The sequence below is a fragment of the Roseobacter sp. N2S genome (assembly GCF_031454055.1).
Classification (GTDB): domain Bacteria; phylum Pseudomonadota; class Alphaproteobacteria; order Rhodobacterales; family Rhodobacteraceae; genus Amylibacter.
Map to the genome: position 1 here is coordinate 49576 of NZ_JAVDQB010000007.1, position 17989 is coordinate 67564.

Here is a 17989-nt window from a genome sequence, read left to right on the forward strand (position 1 = left end):
CCGCCATTTTTCCAGATGTAATTGACCCCATTGCGCTGTTTCCATAAGGAAGGCGCAGGAATGAACAGCCCTGTGGGATGAGGTTATGTCTGTGGTCGAAAAAAGCAAACCTAGGTCTTTTCAAGAGATTATTTTGCGGTTGCAAGGATATTGGGCGGCCAAAGGCTGCGCCATCATGCAGCCCTATGACATGGAAGTCGGGGCGGGCACGTTCCATCCGGCGACCACGTTACGCTCGCTTGGGGGAAATTCATGGGCTGCGGCCTATGTGCAGCCCTCGCGCCGTCCAACCGATGGGCGCTACGGCGAAAACCCGAACCGGTTGCAGCATTATTACCAGTATCAGGTACTGATCAAGCCAAGCCCGCCGGATTTGCAAGAGCTGTATCTGGGGTCTTTGCAGGCGATTGGTGTGGATATGGATCTGCACGACATTCGATTCGTTGAGGACGATTGGGAATCCCCCACGCTCGGCGCTTGGGGTTTGGGCTGGGAAGTCTGGTGCGACGGGATGGAAGTGTCCCAGTTCACTTACTTCCAGCAGGTCGGCGGGCATGACTGTAAACCTGTGTCGGGTGAGCTGACCTACGGGTTGGAACGATTGGCAATGTATATTCTGGGTGTGGATCATGTGATGGACATGCCGTTCAATGACCCCGATGCGCTGATTCCGCTAACCTATGGCCATGTGTTCAAACAAACCGAACAGGAATACAGCCGTTGGAATTTCGACATTGCCGACACTGATACGCTGCTGAAACACTTTGAAGACGCCGAGGCCGAGTGCCAGCGTATTCTTGCCGCGCCTTATGACGATCCAAAGACTGGCAAACGGATCATCATGGCCCACCCCGCCTATGATCAATGCATCAAGGCCAGCCATTTGTTCAACCTGCTGGACGCACGCGGCGTGATTTCGGTCACAGAACGCCAAGCCTATATCGGGCGGGTGCGCACATTGGCGAAATCCTGTGCGGATGCGTTTGTGCAGACAGAAGCAGGGGGCGCAGCAGCGTGAACGGTAAGCTGATGGTTGGCGGGATAGTTGTTGCGGCTTTGGCCATGGGGGCAGGGCTGTGGTACAGTCAGACCTATGCCTATTACGAACGTGTAAACGGGCTGGAAGAGGTCACCGCCTTTGGTGATCCGTTTCCGGTCACAGGCTATCAGGGCATCGACGCGGCAACGTCGCCGTTGAAAATGCGGGCGTGTTTTACCGTGGATTGGGATTACGCGCCGTCTGATACCTACCGCGATGTAGCCACGCCTTTGCAGGCCCCTAGCTGGTTTAGCTGTTTTGATGCGGCTGCCCTGACCGAGGATATTGCCGATGGTAAAGCCGTGGCATTGCTGGCAGATCGCAATCATCCCTTCGGGTTTTCCCGTTTTATCGCGCAATACCCTGACGGGCGCGCCTATATGTGGCGCCAATTAAACGAATGCGGCCATGCGCAATTTGATGGCGAAGATATGCCAGCAGGCTGCGAAGAAGAAGAGGCCAGTCTGGCCGCGCCAGTGCAGAAAACCCGCAGCCTTGCGGCGGGGGGCATTTCCCCTGTGGATGTTGTAATCACCTTAACCCCTGTGGGCGGCGGCGCACCCGAAGACATCTTGCAAGACGCAGTGATTGCAAGCAGTGACAGTGCAATCCCCCAGTCCCTTTGGGCGTGTTTTACCACCCCGATGTCTATGGCGATGTTGACTGAAACTTATGAAGTGACCGACGCGGTCACGCCAGAAAATCCTGCCACCCCTTTGCCGTGCTTTGATGCAGAGGGTGTGAAAACCGATGTGACCAGCGGCGATGCGGTTGCGTTCCTTGGCGAAAAAGATGTGTGGCCCGGCGTGGATCGGGTTGTTGCGGTATATCAAGATGGTCGCGCAGTGGCGTGGAACCAGAAACGGGCGAATTGACATGGCTGACCTGCTATTAGAACTGTTTTCCGAAGAAATCCCTGCGCGGATGCAAAAACGTGCTTCTGAGGATTTGAAAAAGCTGGTGACGGACGGTCTGGTTGAGGCTGGCTTGACCTATGAAAGCGCGGGCGCCTTTGTAACACCGCGCCGTTTGGTGCTGTCTGTGACAGGGCTGACCGATCGCTCGCCCGATCTGAAGGAAGAACGCAAAGGCCCGCGGGTGGATGCGCCTGAAAAAGCGATTGAGGGTTTCTGCCGCGGGGCAGGGGTGACGCGGGACCAACTGGTGGCGCGGGACGAAAAAAAGGGGCAGGTGTTTTATGCCCTGATCGAAAAACCGGGTCGGGCGGCGGCTGAAATCATCGCCGAACTGGTGCCTGCCACGGTGCGCAACTTCCCTTGGCCAAAATCCATGCGCTGGGGGGCTGGCACCCTGAAATGGGTACGCCCGCTGCATTCGATCCTGTGTATTCTGCATGACGCCGAAGGGGCTGAAGTGGTGCCGTTTGATGTGGACGGTATCGCCAGCGGGAACACCACGCGGGGCCATCGGTTCCACGCGCCGGATGCGTTTAAAGTGAACAGCTTTGAAGATTACGCCAGCAAACTGGCCAAAGCCTATGTGGTGCTGGACAGTGCGGCGCGGGCGGATACGATTTGGAATGACGCAACCAATGCGGCTTTCGCGCAAGGCTTGGAAGTTGTTGAAGACAAAGGCCTTTTGGCAGAGGTCGCAGGGCTGGTCGAATGGCCTGTTGTCCTGATGGGCGACATTGCCGAAGACTTCCTTGGCCTGCCGCCAGAGGTTTTACAAACCTCGATGAAGGAACACCAAAAGTTTTTCAGCGTGCGCAATCCGAAAACCGACCGGATCGAAAAATTCATCACCGTGGCCAACCGTGAAACCGTGGACAATGGCGTGACCATTCTGGCGGGGAACCAAAAGGTGCTGTTTGCGCGACTGTCAGACGCCAAGTTCTTTTGGGAAAACGACCTGCGGATTGCCAAAGCGGGTGGGGCTGCTTGGGTTGAAAAACTGCAAAATGTGACTTTCCACAACAAGCTGGGATCACAGGCGGAACGGATTGACCGGATCGCCGCTTTGGCCCGCGAAATCGCCCCCGTTGTGGGCGCCAACGCCGATGCAGCCGAAGAGGCTGCACGCTTTGCCAAGGCGGATCTGTCGTCTGAAATGGTTTACGAATTCCCTGAGTTGCAAGGCCTGATGGGCCGCTATTATGCGCAGGCTGCGGGCAAATCCGTGGATGTGGCAGCGGCGGCGCAGGAACATTATTCGCCGCTGGGGCCATCCGATGACGTGCCAAACGCGCCTGTGTCTGTTGCTGTGGCGCTGGCCGACAAGATCGACACGCTGACAGGGTTCTGGGCGATTGACGAGAAGCCCACAGGCAGCAAAGACCCGTTTGCACTGCGGCGGGCTGCGCTGGGTGTTATTCGGTTGGTTTTGGAGAACGGGCTGAGTTTACCCGTTTCTAACTTGACCGAGATATTCCTTCGGTCTCGAGAAATATTTGAAAGTGACAATAACCTCGATGGTTTTGCCCTTGCTGTAATTGTAGCTAAAGTGAATTTGGCTAATACTGAATTTCAAAGCCGTGAAAAAAGAGATGACCTCATCTCCTTCTTCCACGACCGCCTAAAGGTCTACCTCCGTGACAAAGGCATCTCTCATGATGTGATCGACGCTTGCCTTGCGATGCCGAACAATGACGACTTCACGCTGTTGGTGAAACGTGCCGAAGCCTTGCAAGGGTTTGTGAAATCCGACGATGGCACCAATTTGCTGCAAGGTTACAAGCGGGCGAATAATATTCTGTCGCAGGCCGAAGCCAAGGACGGGGTGGAATATTCCTACGGCGCGGATGTGAAATTTGCCGATAGCGATGCAGAGCGGGCCTTGTTTGCCGCGCTCGACACTGCCGAAGGCGCGATCTCGCCCGCAATGCAGGCCGAAGATTTTGGCGCGGCAATGACGGCTATGGCGGGGTTGCGCGGGCCGATTGACGGGTTCTTTGACGCCGTTCAGGTAAATGCCGACAGCGAGGTTGTGCGCCGTAACCGCTTGAATTTGCTCAGCCGTATCCGCACGGTCATGGGGCAAGTCGCGGATTTCTCCAAAGTTGAGGGCTAAGGCCAACCGGTTTTATCGGTGATGCGACCAAGATGATTAAGACGGCCCCGGATTATGTTCGGGGCCGTTTTGTATTGGAATCATTCCATTTTGTGCTGCGGCGCAGAAACTAAATATTAAATCATTGAACTTAAACGGATATCCAGAAATGCACGCCCTTGCCACATTGCAAGCGGCGGCATAATGTTTGGGGAACTTGTTCAGGAGCCTTCGTCGCATGGCAGATTTCGCGGATATTGCCGAAATCACAGGTTCTGCCAAATTGCCGGCAGAACATTACGGTATTCGGGCCGAAGTATTGGGTAAACTCATGGCCGAAGGCGTGCCCGTGCCGCGCGGTTTTGCCGTTTCAAAAGCGGCGGTGCATCGGCTGGCTGTGGGCAATATTCCTGATCTGAGCGTGTTCAAAGATGTGCTGAAACCGGGTGTTTTGTATTCCGTGCGGCGCAGTCCCGAAGAACGAAACTGGGGCGGCCCTAGGGCAATGCTGAACATCGGCATGTGCGATAAAACCCGCGATGTCATGGCGCGGGACATGGGGCTTGAGCGGGCAAATGACATTTATAGCCGGTTTATCCGCAGTTATGCGCAAAAAGTGGCGCGGCTGGACGAAGACGACTTGGAAGAACTGGTCGAGGCAGAGTTCACCAATCGGGGGCGGGATTACGGCCGCCTGATCACCGCCTTGCTGGAGTTTTACGAGGACGAGCTGGACGAGCCGTTCCCCCAAGACCCGATGGAGCAGATGCGACAGGTGTTGCGGGCGGTGGCACGCATGTGGGAAGGCACAACCGCGCGGATTTTACGTCAGGCGCGGGGCGCTCCGATGGATGCGGGGCTGGGGCTGATTGTGCAGGATATGGTTGCGGGCACCGGCGCGGGAGAATGCGGCGTGGGTAGCGCGCAGTTTACCTCGCTTGCGGTTGGGTCTGAAGGCACGCACGGGCGCTATATTAGCGAGAGTCAGGGGAATGATTCGATCACAGGGCGCGGTGGAGAGCTGTTTTTGGGGCGCGATGCGCGGGGACCGTCAGTCGAAGACGTGGTGCCAGAGGTGTTTGCGCAGTTAAAAGAGTTGACCTCTAAGGCGCGTGGCATTTTGCGGGATGAAATCCAGATCCAGTTTTCGGTGCAGGACGGGGCGGTTTGGGTGCTTGATGCGCGGCCTGCGGATCGTTCGGGGCGGGCTGAGGTGGAAATCGCGGTGCAATTGGTCAAGGACGGGTTGCACAGTAAAGAGCAGGCGTTGTTGTCTGTGACGCCGGGGTCTTTGACCGAAATGCTGCACCGCCAGATTGATCCAAAGGCGAAATATCAGGTTTTGACCCAAGGGATTGCGGCCAGTCCGGGGGCGAACTCTGGCAAGATCGTTTTCAGTGCCGAAGCCGCGCAGGCCAGCGCGGCGCAGGGCGAAAATTGTATTCTGGTGCGGTCTGAAACCTCGCCCGAGGATATTCGCGGCATGCATTCGGCGCAGGGCATCCTGACCGAGCGGGGCGGGATCACCAGCCACGCTGCGGTGATCGCGCGGGGGCTGGGGCTGCCGTGTATTGTCGGGGCCAGTGAAATCGACATTGATTTGCGGCGTAAACGGTTCGAATTGCCGGACGGGCGCAAGTTCTGTGAAGGCGATGTCATCACGCTGGATGGGGCCAGCGGTGAAGTGATCGCGGGGGCGCCCGATTTGATTGAGCCGGATTTAAGCGGTGCTTTCAATACGTTACTGGACTGGACGGATGAATTTCGTAAGCTGGGTGTTCGCGCAAACGCCGATACGCCAAGCGATGCACGGCTGGCGCAGACCTTTCGGGTGGACGGGATCGGGCTGTGCCGAACCGAGCATATGTTCTTTGAACCCGGCCGTCTGACAGCTATGCGCGAGATGATTTTCGCGGATCAGGATCGGGATCGGCAGGCGGCGCTGGATCGGTTGTTGCCCATGCAGCGGGCTGATTTTGTCGAGTTGTTCGAAACCATGGTGGGGCTGCCGGTGTGTATCCGTCTGCTCGACCCGCCGTTGCATGAATTTTTGCCCCAAAGTTCGCAAGAAATCCGCAGTTTGGCAGAGGCAATGGACCTGCCTTTGGCCAAAGTGATGGGGCGGGCCGAGGATTTGAAGGAATATAATCCCATGCTGGGCATGCGGGGGGTGCGGCTGGGTCTGACGGTTCCGGGCATTTATGACATGCAGGCGCGGGCTATTTTTGAAGCTGCCGCTCAGGTGCAAAAGAAATTTGGCACCCAGATTAAACCCGAGATTATGGTTCCTTTGGTATCCGCCAATAAGGAAGTGGAAATCGTCAAAGGGCGCGTTGATGTTGTTGCAGCAGAGGTGCAGATGGCAACAGGGCAGCGGCTGGAATATTCGGTGGGTGTCATGGTGGAAACACCCCGTGCAGCGTTGAAGGCCGGGCAGATCGCGCAATATTCCGAGTTTCTGAGCTTTGGTACAAACGATCTGACGCAGATGACCTATGGTCTGAGCCGGGATGATGCAGGGCGATTCATGCGGACCTATGTGAACCGTGGTGTCTTTGTCGAAGACCCGTTCCATTCCATTGATCTGGACGGAGTCGGCGAGTTGTTAACCATTGCGGTGACGCGGGCCAAGGCGGCGCGGGGCGATATCGGGCTTGGTTTATGTGGGGAACATGGGGGCGATCCGGCCTCTGTTGCCTTCTGTCACAAGCTGGGTTTGGACTATGTTTCCTGCTCGCCGTATCGGGCCCCCGTGGCCCGTTTGGCAGCGGCGCAGACGGCGATACGTGAAGATGGTTAATGCCCTCAATGGCGGCGGAAGATGGCTGTAGAACGGCGTTTTGCAGAAAAACTGTGCAAAACCTGAATTTTCGACTATACGACAGCTAAAGTTTTACGTTGGAAATGAGGGACCGCGCTGTTTGGAATCTGCCTCCGGACGAGTGTGGTTTGTGTATGTGATATGAAAATGCTGTCTGGGATGAAAGTTGGCATCCGGCCAATTTGTGCTGTTTTAGCCTTTGCTTTATGCGCTTCTGCGCAAATTGCCTCGGCCGAAGTGGAATTGAAATCTGTTAACGATATTTTAGCCCAAGAGCGCCGTCAGTTGGTTGCACTGGGAACGAATCGGGCAAAGAAAATCGCGGGTGTTGGGGGCAATTCCATCATCCGTATCGCCAGTCTGTCCCGTCCGAAAGAGAAAAAAGCCAAGGTTAAAACCGCACAAGTTACAAGTTTCTCACAGTTGCGTGAGATGCCGAAAGCGGCTGGCGGGCCAGAGTGGGCCTGTCTGACAGAGGCGCTGTATTTCGAGGCGCGCGGCGAGAGCTTCAAAGGCATTGCGGCGGTGGCTGAGGTGATTGTGAATCGCAAACAGTCCAAGCGGTTCCCCAATTCAGTTTGCGGTGTGATCAGCCAGGGTGTTGGTGGCAAACCGGGCTGCCAGTTTTCCTATAAATGTGATGGTCATGCGGAAGTGTTCCGTGAGCCCAAAGCCTATACTCGGGTGGCCAAGATGGCCCAGCTTATGCTGGAAGGTCGTCTAAGCAAAGTCACCAACGGCGCGCTGTTTTATCATACCAAGGCGGTCAAGCCGCGCTGGTCTCGTAAATTCTTGCGCACGGCGCAGGTGGGTGCGCATTTCTTTTACCGCCCAAGCTAATATCGTCCAAGCTAAGTCAATCGGCAAACACCTGCGTGATATAGAATTGCCCGCAAGGCGCGCCTGAAGGATCGAATTTTGCAGCAGCGCCCATGCGATCTGCGTAGCGCGACAGGATGTTGTCGCGGTGCGCGGCTGAAGCCATCCATTTCGATGTGACTGTCCGCGCAAGGCTCGCGTAGCTGTGGGCGGGGATTTCCGTGCTGGTGTTTGGTGTGACAAAGCGGCAGGCTGCGCGGTCAATCACATGGAACGGGGTCTGGTGACCAAAGCGATAGCGTGGGATCAGGGCGATGTTCTCGGCGATCCAGCGCCAGTGCAGATTGGCCAGTTTGGCACGGTCTTTCACGGTTCTGGCGTTTCCTGCTTTTGAAATATGGTTAAATGTATTGGTTTTCGCCATGTTGCGGCTGTGGATTTGCGCGGCTTTGAGCAAAGGGGCCTGTGTGTGCAGCGGTTGTTTGCTTGCGATGCAGCGTTCAAAGTTGACGGCGATTAAGAGTGCCTCTGTGAACAGGGATTGATCCGGTGTTTCCGGGATGGGTTGCAAGAAACGCGGGGCGAAAACAGGCGGCGTACAGGTTTGCGCCTGCATGGGGGAGGCTGCGAGGGCGAGGAACATCAACAGGGCTTTCATCCTGTTATGATGGCCTGCGGCGCGGTAAAGCGCAAAGGATTATCATGTGGTTAACCTGTTTAGCGCCGCTACAGGTTGTCTTGTGCTGTTCTGGGGGGTAGATGCCTTGGTATCACAGGCGAGGGTGTGGCATGACGGACGAGACATCATTGGCATTTGAAGCGCCAGAAGCGCGGGCCATTGCGACGGCGGAAACCGGGGCAGGCGCTGCGCCGCTGGATCGTATTTCGGTGCGCGATTACACGACATCTGTGGAAATCGGTGCGTTTCAGGCGGAACGGGATGTGGAACAGCGCATCCGGTTCAATGTGGTGTTGGAAGTGGCGCGCCACGGGGCTGCGGATACTGATGATGTGGATCAGGTGCTGTCCTATGACACCATCATCGAGGCGATCCAGTTCGAGTTGGCAGCAGAGCGGTTGAACCTGTTGGAAACTTTGGCTGAACGGATTGCCGAGCGGATTTTAGGTCATGCCAAGGCGGTTCGGGTGTTTGTGCGGATTGAAAAGCTGGATCGGATACCAGGCACGCTGGGCATTGAAATTGTGCGCAGTCGGTCTGATGCTGGTGCCAATGTAGATGCGCTGGTGGCGCGGCCTTTGGTGGTGTTTATCCCGAACCCTGTGCTGGCGTCGTCAGAATTGCCTGATTGGCTGGACGCGATTGCAGGGCATGACCAGCCTGCGCTGATTTGTTTGCAAGAGGTTGCGCGCGCGGTGGCTGACACGGGCAATGCCAAGGTGGATCGCCGCTTGGGGCTATTATCCATTGAGCAAAACGCTTGGGTCTTGTCGGGAGTGGACAAGCGTTGCGTGGTGGTTGGCAGCCGGACCGAGTTGGATTGGGCGATGAAAAACGGGCAGTTGTCGGTTTGGGCGCCGTCAAAGATGGTATTGGATGCCGTGAATGCGCCGATTGCAGATAGCCGCGATCCCCTAGCGTTGGCGCAGTGGATTGCGCAGGAATTCGGCGCGGATCATCTGACGGTTGCAGGTGGGTTCGACGGGGGAATGGTCGATGCGACTTGTGTCGTGGTGCAAACGCCGAACGCGCTTTAGTCGGTTTCGGATCGGAATAAGGCTCCCCCTCCATGCGATTTGATCCCGTCAGCTCTGAACGCAGCCTGCTTGTGTTGTTGGCAGTGGTTGTGATGTTGGCGCCGTTTGCTGTGGATGCCTATTTGCCAGCGCTTGGGTTGATTGCAAGGGATTTGCAGGCCTCCGAGGCGATGGTGCAATATTCTATCGGTGCGTTTTTGTTTGGCACGGCCTTGGGACCGTTGTTTGCCGGACCGCTTTCGGATGCTATCGGGCGTCGGCCTGTCTTGGTCTGGGGGCTGGCAGGGTTCACCGTATTTTCAATTTCTTGTGCGCTGGTCAGCAGTGCACAGACGCTGGTGGTGTTTCGGTTTTTTCAAGCGGTGACGGGCAGTGCGTCCCTTTTGGCTGGGCGGGCGTTGTTAGCGGATCTTTATGCGGGCGATAAGCTGTCACAGCGCCAGTCTGCCATTATGATGGTGATGGTTATTGCGCCGATGGTGGCCCCTGTCTTTGGCGGTTGGGTGTCCGAGGGGTGGGGCTGGCGTTGGATTTTCTGGGGGTTGGCCGCAGGGGCGGTTGCGGCCTTTGCTGTAAGTGCGGTGAAGCTGCCTGAAACTTTAGTGCCGGAAAAGCGGCAGTCCTTGCATCTGGGGCGGGTTTTATCCGGCTATTTCGGGCTGCTGCGCAATCCGGTTGCGATGATGTACACGGTGGCACTGTCGTCCATGTCGGGTATGTTTTTTGTCTTCGTTTCAGCCACGCCGTTTTTGTACATCCAAACCTATGGGCTGTCGCTGTCAGCCTATGCGTGGATGTTTACGGCGGGGGCGGCAATTGCGGGGGCGGCGAATTTCGTCAATATTTATCTGGTGGGGCGGATCGGCTATCGCACGGCGTTGATGGGACAGGGAATCGCGGCGCTGGCTTGCGGTGTGCTGTTGTTTTGCGGCACCTTTGGGCTGTTGGGACGCTGGGCGGTCTATGCGCCGGGATTGGCGATGATGGCCTTGTTGCATGTGATCGGATCAAATGCTTTGACAGGGATTATGGATCAGTTTGATGCGCGCAAGGGCATTGCCTCGGCCTTTGCAATGGCGGCGCGCTTTGGCGTCGGCATGATCGGTGTCGCCATTGTCGGGCTGTTCCACGGGTCAGAAGAAACGCGCTACGGCTTGATTTTCTTTGTATTTGCTGCTTTTGCAGGGGTAAGTGCACAGATGGCCGTGCGCTGGGACAGAAGCGGATAATATTTTTGGATTTGGATGTAACAATCAGGGAAATGCGCGGGCTGGATCAAGAGGTCTGGCTGGGCATGTACCGTAAATTATGGCCGAAATTTTCCAACGAGGCTTTGTTGGCGGAAATCAACCGGATTAACAAATCGTCCAAACGCTCGGCCTTTCTGGCAGAGGCGAACGGGCAGGCGGTTGGCTTTGCAGAATACGGATTGCGGGATTATGCCAATGGCTGCAATTCGCAGCCTGTTCCGTTTCTTGAGGGTGTTTGGGTAGATGAGGCCTATCGTGGCGAAGGGATTGCGCGGGCGTTGATTGAATTCCTGTTGATGCGGGCAAAGCGGGCGGGGTTTGTGGAGTTCGGGTCGGATGTGGAGCTGTCGAATTATTCTTCGCAGTTGATGCATGAACGCCTTGGGTTTGAGCAGACCGAGAAGGTGATTTATTATCGAAAGGTTCTGGAGCCATGACGCAGGCCAGCTATTATCGCCCGATTGTGCAAACCGACCGGCACCGCCCCAACGGGGCTTTGACGCTGGCGGGCGGCTGGTCTTGGTTTACCCATGTAGAAAAGCTGTCTCGCGGTGCGCCGCCCGAGGTTATTCCTGCGGCTTTGGTGCCAGAAGCGGAGTTGCGCAATTTTGTAGCACCGCGGGGTTTGATTTGCGGGTTGGCGATGGATAAGCCCCGGATTATGGGGATTTTAAACACCACGCCCGACAGTTTTTCCGATGGCGGGCTGCACAGCGGGTTTGACAGTGCGGTGGCCCGTGGTTTTGACATGGCTGCGAAAGGTGCTGATATTTTTGATATTGGCGGGGAAAGCACGCGGCCGGGGGCGGCTTTTGTTCCGGCGGAGGATGAAATTGCGCGCACGGTTCCTGTGATTGCGGCCTTGCGGGCGGGTGGGTTTGACCTGCCGATTTCCATTGATACCCGCAAATCAGAGGTGGCCGAGGCCGCTTTGACTGCGGGGGCGTCCATGTTCAACGATGTGACGGCGTTTTGTTATGACCCCAAAAGTGCGGATGTGGCTGCAAGCCATAATGTATCGGTTTGTTTGATGCATGCGCAGGGGGATCCCAAGACTATGCAGGATGATCCGTGCTATGATGATGTGTTGCTGGATGTCTATGATCATCTGGCCGAACGGGTTGCCTATGCTGAAAACCACGGCATTGCGCGGGGTCAGATCGTGGTGGATGTGGGTATTGGTTTTGGCAAGACCATCGAACACAATCTGGCGCTGATCCGGGGCATGTCGCTGTTTCACGGTCTGGGATGTGTCATTTTACTGGGTGTTTCGCGCAAAGGTTTCATTGGCGTGATCGGAAATGCGCCAGAAGCCGCCGAGCGGGGGGCGGGTTCCATTGCGCTGGGGCTTGAGGCTTTGCGTCAAGGTGTGCAGATACTACGGGTTCATGATATTCAAGACACCAAGCAAGCAATCGCTTTGTGGCAAGCGACGCTGTAAACGGCGTATTGGGGGACAGATGACACGGAAACTATTTGGCACCGATGGTGTGCGCGGGCGGGCGAACAGCTATCCGATGACGGCCGATATGGCGTTAAAGCTGGGGGCTGCGGCGGGGCGATATTTTCGGCGGGACCAAAAAGAGCATCGCGTGGTGATCGGCAAGGACACGCGGCGGTCCAGTTACATGTTTGAATATGCGATGACGGGGGGGTTTACCTCTACGGGGATGAACGTGTTTTTGCTGGGGCCTGTGCCGACTCCTGCTGTGGGGATGCTGACGCGCTCCATGCGGGCGGATGTGGGGGTGATGATTTCGGCGTCACACAATCCACACCACGACAATGGGATCAAATTCTTTGGCCCTGACGGATATAAACTGTCGGATGCGGCGGAGGCCGAGATCGAAGAGATGGTCATGGGCGAGGTTGATCTGGCGCGACCTGAAAACATCGGCAGTGCCAAGCGGATCGACGATGCGTTGGGGCGGTATATGGAATTCGCCAAGACCGCCTTTCCCCGTCAACGGTTGTTGAACGGGTTAAAGGTGGTTGTGGATTGCGCAAACGGGGCGGCTTATAAGGCGGCGCCGATTGTATTGTGGGAATTGGGCGCAGAGGTGATCCCGATTGGGGTGTCCCCGAACGGGTTCAATATCAATGACGGCTGTGGGTCTACCCATCCTGAAACAGCGGCGCAGGCTGTGTTAAAGCACGGCGCAGATGTGGGGATTTGTCTGGACGGGGATGCGGATCGTGTGATGCTGATCGACGAAAAAGGTCGTGTGGCGGATGGCGATCAGATCATGGGGTTGATTGCGCAGCAGTGGTCGGCATCCGGCCGTTTGGCCCATGATACTTTGGTGGCGACTGTGATGTCCAATATGGGATTGGAAAAACATCTGACCGGCAAGGGCATGAATATGCTGCGCACCAATGTGGGGGATCGTTACGTGGTAGAGGCCATGCGCAAGGGCGGGTTTAACCTTGGCGGGGAGCAATCGGGGCATATTGTGATGCGCGATTATGTGACCACGGGGGATGGTTTGATCGCGGCTTTGCAGTTTCTGGGTGCGTTGGTGCAAAGCGGGAAACCTGCCAGTGAACTGGCGCGGGTGTTTGAACCCTATCCCCAGTTGTTGGAAAACGTGCGCTACGGGGACGGGCCTGATCCGATGTTGTCTGGCTCTGTGAAGCAGGCAATCGCCGAGGGCGAGGCGGCTTTGGCGGGGAACGGGCGGTTGTTGATCCGCAAGTCTGGCACGGAACCTTTGGTGCGTGTCATGGGCGAGTGCGAGGACGCGGGATTGCTGAAGCAGGTTGTCGGGGATATTTCGGCGGCTGTGCGTGCGGCGGCCTAAACCGGCTTGCTGACGCTGCTTTTGGGGCAGCGTCAGGATTTGGATATTTGACCCAAAAAGAGACTTGGGGTGGGCGCGTAGATTAGAGCGCGCGCCAGCCGATGTCTTTGCGGTGGAAGCCTTCGGGCCAGTCGATATCTTTGATCATGGCATAGGCGTTGTCGCGGGCCTGTTGCAGGGTGTCGCCGCGCGCCGTGACGTTCAGGACGCGGCCCCCTGTGGCAAGGATTGCATCGCCGCTTTGGGCTGTGCCTGCGTGAAAAACGTGGGATTTCGAGGTTTGCTCGATGGTGTCGAGGCCTTTGATTTCCGTGTTCTTTTGATATTCGCCCGGGTAGCCTTTGGCGGCGAGCACCACTGTGAGTGCGTGGTCATCTGCCCAGTTGAGGCGGGCTTTTTCAAGGCGTTGTTCGGCGCAGGCGAGCAGCGCGTCGAGGGCTTGGGCCCCTAGGCGCATCATGATGACCTGACATTCCGGATCGCCAAAGCGGGCGTTATATTCCACAAGGCGGGGTTGGCCGTCTTTGATCATGAAGCCTGCGTAGAGCACGCCTTCATAGGGGGTGCCGCGAATGGCCATTTCGTCGATGGTGGGCTGGATGATTTCGTCGATGGCTTTTTGTTGCAGCGCGGCTGTCAGCACAGGGGCGGGGGAATAAGCGCCCATACCGCCTGTGTTTGGGCCTTCGTCGCCGTCGTAGGCGCGTTTGTGGTCTTGGGCGGTGCCAATGGGCAGAATGGATGTGCCGTCAGACAGGATAAAGAAGGAGGCTTCTTCGCCTTCCATGAATTCCTCGATCACCACTTCTGCGCCGGCTTCGCCGAAGGATCCGTCGAACATATCGTCTACGGCAGCGAGGGCTTCGGAGACTGTCATGGCGACGATGACGCCTTTGCCAGCGGCAAGACCATCTGCTTTGACCACAATGGGTGCGCCTTGTTCGGTGATATAGGTTTTGGCGGCATCGGCATCGGTGAAATGGGCGTAGGCGGCGGTTGGGGCGCCGCAAGCATCGCAGATTTCTTTGGTGAAGGCTTTGGAGGCTTCGAGCCGTGCAGCCGCAGCCGATGGGCCGAAGGTCAAGATGTCTGCGGCGCGCAGGGCGTCAGCGACCCCAGCGGCGAGGGGGGCTTCGGGGCCGATGATGCAAAAGTCGATTTTATGGGTTCGGCAAAAGGCGACAACAGCCGCGCCGTCTAGGATGTCGAGGGGCATGCAGGTTGCGACCTCGGCCATTCCGGCGTTGCCCGGGGCGCAGATCAGGTGATCGCATTTGGGGTTTTGCTTTACGGCCCAAGCGATGCTGTGCTCGCGCCCACCGCTGCCTAAAATAAGGATGTTCATGGCTGCTCTCCGCTCTTGCCCCTTGGGTTGCGGTTCTTTTATTGTTGCCTGATGCGAACCGCAAGAGAAGCTGACAATGTCTGACCTGATTGATGATCCCGAGCCGGGGCAAAACGCCCCTGAATTCAGTGTTTCCGAAATTTCGGGGGCTGTGAAGCGCACAATTGAAGGGCAGTTTTCCTATGTGCGGGTACGTGGAGAGATCGGGCGGGTGAATCGGTATAGTTCAGGGCATATTTATTATGACCTGAAAGACGATGGCGCGGTGCTGAATGCGGTCACTTGGAAGGGGCAGGCGGGTAAATTGTCTGTCCAGCCCGAGGAAGGCATGGAGGTTGTGGCCGTTGGCAAGCTGACCAGCTTTCCAAAGCAGTCGAAATACCAGATGAACGTGATGGAATTGCGTGTGGCGGGTGTGGGCGCGTTGATGGCCATGCTGGAAAAACGCAAGAAGGCCTTGGCAGCGGAGGGGTTGTTTGACGGGGATCGCAAGCAGCCGATTCCCTATCTGCCAGAGGTGATCGGGGTTGTGACCTCTCCGTCCGGTGCGGTGATCAGGGATATTCTGCACAGGTTAAGGGATCGGTTTCCGCGAAAGGTTCTGATCTGGCCTGTGGCTGTACAGGGGGATCGCTGTGCGCCCGAAGTGGCCGCAGCGATTGACGGATTTAATCGAATGGAGCCGGGCGGGGCGATGCCACGGCCTGATTTGTTGATCGTGGCGCGGGGCGGCGGATCTATTGAGGATTTATGGGGGTTTAACGAGGAAGCGGTTGTGCGTGCGGCAGCGGCGTCGAAAATTCCGCTGATTTCGGCTGTTGGGCATGAAACGGATACCACGCTGATTGATTATGCGTCAGACCAGCGCGCGCCAACCCCAACGGCGGCGGCGGAACTGGCGGTTCCTGTGCGCAGTGAGTTGATGGCTTGGCTGGCATCCATGGAGCAGCGGCGGGTGCGGGCGTTGAGCGATGGATTGGCGCGGCGGCAACAGCGGCTGCGCGATCTGTCTCGGGCTTTGCCGAATCCGGCGGATTTGCTGACGATGCAGGCGCAGCGGTTGGATATGCTGGGCAGTCGATTGCCCCGAGCGTTGCAAGCGGTAACGGAGCGCCGCCGTGCGCGGTTGGTGGAACAGGGCGCTGGATTGCGCCCGCAGGTTCTGGTGCGCGCGGTTGAGGTGAAACGGGATCGTCTGGCCAGTGTCAGCCGCAGTTTTGCGCGCGCAGCAGATACGCAGGGCAGGCAATGGCGCAACAAGCTGGACGGGTTGGAACGCTTGCGCGAAACGCTTGGCTATCAGGCCACGCTGGAGCGCGGCTATGCGGTGGTGCGCGACAATTCCGGTGTGTTGGTGTCGGACGCTGTGGCGGCTGGGGCGTCGGAAAGTTTAGAGATACAATTCAAGGATGGGCGGGTTTCTACAAAGCTGAGTGGCGCGGTGAGGGAGGCCGATCAAAAGCCTGAGGCACCAAAGCCAGCGAAGAAGAAGCCCGCACAGAAAAAGATCGACAAAACGCCTGAAGGTGGGCAGGGCAGTTTGTTTTAAGCGCCGTAGGCAGGCCCTTTGCAATCAAGGGGTTTGGTGTCGATGTTGTTCATTAAGATATCAAACTGGGCAGTGGAGCCTTCGGCGCGGGCGGAATAGTTGCCGGATTTCTTGATGAAATGCCAGCATTGCGGGTCAAGTTCTGTGTTGTAGTCAAAGCAGATCAGGTCACCTTTGGCGAACCACTCGCCGTCCTGACATTGGTTTGCGCCGTTCATCCAAAGGGATCGGCGGCGGGTGTAGAATTGCTCTGCCCCGAAAAAGCGGCCATCCCGTTCAAAATAGAGCGTTTTTCCAGTCGAAAGGGTTTCGAATTCTTGCGGGGTGACGATGGTTTCCCCTGTAGATTGCGCCTGTGCCGTCGTGGTGAGGAACACGGACAGGCAGGACGATAAAAGGGCTGTTTTGAACATGGGATTACTGCCGACAGATTGGGATAATAGTTTTGCCAGAGTATGCGAAATGCCGGGCTAATTGGCAATTCCCCAAACCTGTCACCCAAGTTTTCGGTGGCGCATAGCCCATTCAGCGACTTTGGGGTTCATGATGCGCCGCCAGTGGATCGGGTTCAGGGCAATGATCGACATGATACCGGGACTGTAGGGCAGTTGGGGTGCAACCTCGGCCGGGTGGTTTTGCAGTTCAGTATAGGGGCGTGCGGGCTTTGCGTGGTGATCGGAATGCAAAGGAGCGTTCAGTGTAAGGTTGCGGGTGAACCAATGGGGGGCGTTCCAGCTGTGGTGCGGCGCGATCGGATCAAAGCGGCCGTCTTGCCCCTCGGATCGGGTCAGGCCGTAGTGTTGGACGTAATCCGTTAACAAAAGCCCGCTTTGGGCCATAAAAGCAAGGCCGAGGTAGACGAGGAAGCCCTTCCAGCCGCCAAATGCTGTTGCAAGACCCAGAAAGATAACGCCGCCGAGTATATAAGTGAAATAGGGGTTGGAGAAATCCACCTCGCGGCTGTGGGGGGGGAATCCACGGCGGGTGTTTTCAGCGCTGAGCCCCATAAGGAAAGACCCCCGCCAAGCGCGTGCAAAGAAGGTGTAGAAACTTTCGTTGTAGCGGGCGGTGTTCGGGTCATAGCGCGTGGCCACATAGGGGTGGTGGACAAGGCGGTGCGCAGAAGTGTGATGACCAAAGAGATGAGAGATGAAGATCCATTTGCCCAGTGTAAAGGCAAGGCGGCTGCGGCGGTGGATCAGTTCATGACCGTTTGCGTTGGATACTGTTGCAAAATAGAGGCCGAAGGCGAGAAAGAGGGGGATTTTCGCGGTCAGGGGATCGGGTTTGAGGGCCAGTGACCAGACCGCCAGTCCCAGTAGGGCGAAGTGGCAAAAGGCTAGGATGGCCGGCAGGATGGTTGCGAGGTTTCGTTCCGACGGGCTGTCGGGGCGGTTTTCAAACAGGCCGTCGATCAGGTGATTGAGGCCGCCAAGCAGAAACAACGGGAGAAGCGGCCAGAGCCCGCCTTTGACTGCGGCCAAAGCAAGCAGGAAGGTCGGGAGCAGAGTGATGAACGCGAAAGCGCTAAGATAGCGGGGCATAGGGCGATTTTCGTTAGACTGTGGGGGTAAGCATAAATTGGTTTGGGTCAGACACAAGTTTTACACCTGCAACAGCGTTATTACCTTGAAACCTGT

At 56.9% G+C, this 17989-nt stretch carries 15 protein-coding genes; 11 read left to right on the forward strand and 4 right to left on the reverse strand.

The genetic code is table 11. The features are described from left to right. The first annotated feature begins 85 nt into the window (after window positions 1-85). The 5 genes from GGE09_RS15950 (at window position 86) to GGE09_RS15970 (ending at window position 7709) form a co-directional block, all read left to right on the forward strand. On the forward strand, window positions 86-1018 hold the full coding sequence (locus GGE09_RS15950) for a glycine--tRNA ligase subunit alpha (RefSeq protein ID WP_309747158.1): 933 nt from the start codon (window positions 86-88) through the stop codon (window positions 1016-1018). Continuing rightward, on the forward strand, window positions 1015-1914 hold the full coding sequence (locus GGE09_RS15955) for a DUF6446 family protein (protein ID WP_309747159.1): 900 nt from the start codon (window positions 1015-1017) through the stop codon (window positions 1912-1914). Before GGE09_RS15950 ends, GGE09_RS15955 begins: the two co-directional genes overlap by 4 nt. A gap of 1 nt (window position 1915) precedes the next feature. After that, entirely contained in the window at window positions 1916-4069 is a 2154-nt protein-coding gene (gene glyS, locus GGE09_RS15960) for a glycine--tRNA ligase subunit beta (RefSeq protein WP_309747160.1), read from the forward strand. 217 nt (window positions 4070-4286) lie between these two features. Then, complete coding sequence (ppdK, locus tag GGE09_RS15965) at window positions 4287-6848, forward strand: pyruvate, phosphate dikinase (RefSeq protein ID WP_309747161.1); 2562 nt, start codon at window positions 4287-4289, stop codon at window positions 6846-6848. 162 nt (window positions 6849-7010) lie between these two features. Continuing rightward, window positions 7011-7709 (forward strand): cell wall hydrolase, encoded by a 699-nt coding sequence (locus GGE09_RS15970; RefSeq protein ID WP_309747162.1) that lies wholly within the window; start codon window positions 7011-7013, stop codon window positions 7707-7709. 16 nt (window positions 7710-7725) lie between these two features. On the opposite strand, the gene GGE09_RS15975 is transcribed toward GGE09_RS15970, so the two are convergent. Continuing rightward, complete coding sequence (locus GGE09_RS15975; RefSeq protein WP_309747163.1) at window positions 7726-8331, reverse strand: CAP domain-containing protein; 606 nt, start codon at window positions 8329-8331, stop codon at window positions 7726-7728. 146 nt (window positions 8332-8477) lie between these two features. On the opposite strand from GGE09_RS15975, the gene GGE09_RS15980 reads away from it, so the two are divergent. From GGE09_RS15980 to glmM, 5 genes are read left to right on the forward strand one after another with little or no spacing between them, the layout of a single operon-like run. Next, a complete protein-coding gene (locus tag GGE09_RS15980) occupies window positions 8478-9404 on the forward strand; it encodes a dihydroneopterin aldolase (RefSeq protein WP_309747164.1) in 927 nt (308 codons plus the stop codon). 32 nt (window positions 9405-9436) lie between these two features. Further along, a complete protein-coding gene (locus tag GGE09_RS15985; RefSeq protein WP_309747165.1) occupies window positions 9437-10633 on the forward strand; it encodes a multidrug effflux MFS transporter in 1197 nt (398 codons plus the stop codon). A 5-nt stretch (window positions 10634-10638) separates the two neighbouring features. Next, window positions 10639-11091, forward strand: coding sequence for a GNAT family N-acetyltransferase (locus tag GGE09_RS15990; protein WP_309747166.1), 453 nt, complete (start codon window positions 10639-10641; stop codon window positions 11089-11091). Next, complete coding sequence (folP, locus tag GGE09_RS15995; RefSeq protein WP_309747167.1) at window positions 11088-12095, forward strand: dihydropteroate synthase; 1008 nt, start codon at window positions 11088-11090, stop codon at window positions 12093-12095. Before GGE09_RS15990 ends, folP begins: the two co-directional genes overlap by 4 nt. A 19-nt stretch (window positions 12096-12114) precedes the next feature. Then, on the forward strand, window positions 12115-13455 hold the full coding sequence (gene glmM / locus GGE09_RS16000; protein ID WP_309747168.1) for a phosphoglucosamine mutase: 1341 nt from the start codon (window positions 12115-12117) through the stop codon (window positions 13453-13455). A gap of 82 nt (window positions 13456-13537) precedes the next feature. Here the strand turns inward: glmM and purD are convergent, their stop codons facing one another. Further along, a complete protein-coding gene (gene purD / locus GGE09_RS16005; protein ID WP_309747169.1) occupies window positions 13538-14800 on the reverse strand; it encodes a phosphoribosylamine--glycine ligase in 1263 nt (420 codons plus the stop codon). Window positions 14801-14876: 76 nt separating this feature from the next. Between purD and xseA the strand changes: the two genes are divergently transcribed. After that, on the forward strand, window positions 14877-16349 hold the full coding sequence (gene xseA, locus GGE09_RS16010; RefSeq protein ID WP_309747170.1) for an exodeoxyribonuclease VII large subunit: 1473 nt from the start codon (window positions 14877-14879) through the stop codon (window positions 16347-16349). On the opposite strand, the gene GGE09_RS16015 is transcribed toward xseA, so the two are convergent. Both GGE09_RS16015 and GGE09_RS16020 read right to left on the reverse strand, forming a co-directional pair. Next, window positions 16346-16762, reverse strand: a complete 417-nt coding sequence (locus GGE09_RS16015) for a hypothetical protein (RefSeq protein ID WP_309747171.1) — start codon at window positions 16760-16762, stop codon at window positions 16346-16348. The genes xseA and GGE09_RS16015 overlap by 4 nt on opposite strands. Before the next feature lie 81 nt (window positions 16763-16843). Further along, window positions 16844-17893 (reverse strand): alkane 1-monooxygenase, encoded by a 1050-nt coding sequence (locus GGE09_RS16020; RefSeq protein WP_309747172.1) that lies wholly within the window; start codon window positions 17891-17893, stop codon window positions 16844-16846. Window positions 17894-17989: the final 96 nt, after the last annotated feature.